General features: G+C 69.8%; 2 protein-coding genes. Both read right to left on the bottom strand.

Annotated features, from left to right (window positions below):
• Positions 1-283 (bottom strand): PmbA/TldA family metallopeptidase (locus tag GA0115259_RS37385; protein ID WP_345941098.1); only part of this gene is annotated, 283 nt, incomplete at its 3' end.
• Positions 280-1,651 (bottom strand): TldD/PmbA family protein (locus tag GA0115259_RS37380; protein ID WP_202450703.1); only part of this gene is annotated, 1,372 nt, incomplete at its 5' end. The genes GA0115259_RS37380 and GA0115259_RS37385, both read right to left, overlap by 4 nt.

The raw sequence follows: 1,651 nt of genomic DNA, 5'->3' as shown, positions 1-1,651 counted from the left end.
CGCGCGCGGCGGCCTCGGCGGCCCGTACCAGCGGCTCCAGGTCCTCGGCGGTGACGGCGGAGCGCGAGACCACACCGGACGCGGTTCCCTGCGTGCCGTCGACGGTGGCGATGACGGTCAAGGTCCTGCCGCGGGTGACACCGTTGGTGGTGAGCGCGTTGCCGGCCCAGCGGAGATTGGCGGAGGAGTGCTCGTCGGCGATGACCACGCAGCCGTCGGCGGTGGACAGTTCGAGGGCGCGCTCGACGATTTCGTGCGGCTTGCTGATGCGACTGGTGCTCATCGTCCGGCCTCCTGCGTGGTGTTAAGGATGTTGACGCCGCGGAACAGGGCCGAAGGGCAGCCGTGGGAGACCGCCGCCACCTGGCCCGGCTGGGCCTTGCCGCAGTTGAAGGCGCCGCCCAGGACATACGTCTGCGGTCCGCCGACCGCCTCCATCGAGCCCCAGAAGTCCGTCGTCGTCGCCTGGTACGCGACATCGCGGAGCTGGCCCGTCAGTTCGCCGTTCTCGATACGGAAGAACCGCTGCCCGGTGAACTGGAAGTTGTAGCGCTGCATGTCGATCGACCACGACCGGTCGCCGACCACATAGATCCCGCGCTCCACTCCGCCGATCAGGTCCTGCGTGCTCAGCCCGCCGGGATCCGGCCGCAGCGACACATTCGCCATCCGCTGTACGGGCACATGTCCGGGCGAGTCCGCGTAGGCGCAGCCATTGGAGCGGCCCAGACCGGTGAGCTTCGCGATCCGGCGGTCGAGCTGATAGCCGACGAGCGTGCCGTCCTTGACCAGGTCCCACGACTGCGCCTCGACGCCCTCGTCGTCGTAACCGATGGTCGCCAGACCGTGCTCGGCGGTCCTGTCGCCCGTCACATTCATCACCGAGGAGCCGTACGCCAGCTTCCCGAGCTGGTCGAACGTCGCGAACGAGGTGCCCGCGTACGCCGCCTCGTACCCGAGCGCCCGATCCAGCTCGGTGGCATGGCCGATCGACTCGTGGATGGTCAGCCAGAGATTCGACGGATCGACGACCAGGTCGTAGGTGCCCGCCTCGACGCTCGGCGCCCGCATCTTCTCGGCGAGCAGCCCGGGGATACGCTCCAGCTCCGCGTCCCAGTCCCAGCCGGTTCCGGTCAGGTACTCCCAGCCGCGCCCGGCCGGCGGCGCGATCGTGCGCATCGAGTCGAACTCACCGCTCTCGCCGTCGACCGCGGTGGCGGTGAGCTGCGGATGCAGCCTGACGCGCTGCTGGGTGGTGACCGTACCGGCGGTGTCCGCGTAGAACTTGTTCTCATGGACGGTGAGCAGCGACGCGTCCACATGCGCGACGCCCTCCGCGCGCAGCAGCCGCCCGCTCCACTCCGCGAGCAGCCCGCTCTTCTCCTCGTCGGGCACGTCGAACGGATCGATCTCGTACGACGACACCCAGGTCTTCTCCGTGTGCACCGGCTCCTCGGCCAGCTCGACGCGCTCGTCCGAACCGGCCGCCGAGATCACCTTCGCGGAGAGCTTCGCCATCGCCACGGCCTGTCCGGCCACCCGCGCCGCCGCGTCCATGGACAGATCGACGCCGGACGCGAAGCCCCAGGCACCGCCGTGCACCACCCGGACCGCGTAGCCGAGATCCGTGGTGTCCGACGAACCGGCCGGC

The organism is Streptomyces sp. MnatMP-M17 (assembly GCF_900091995.1).
GTDB lineage: Bacteria > Actinomycetota > Actinomycetes > Streptomycetales > Streptomycetaceae > Streptomyces.
The sequence above is the reverse complement of the archived record's forward strand: the minus strand, read 5'-3'. Positions and strand labels throughout refer to the sequence as shown.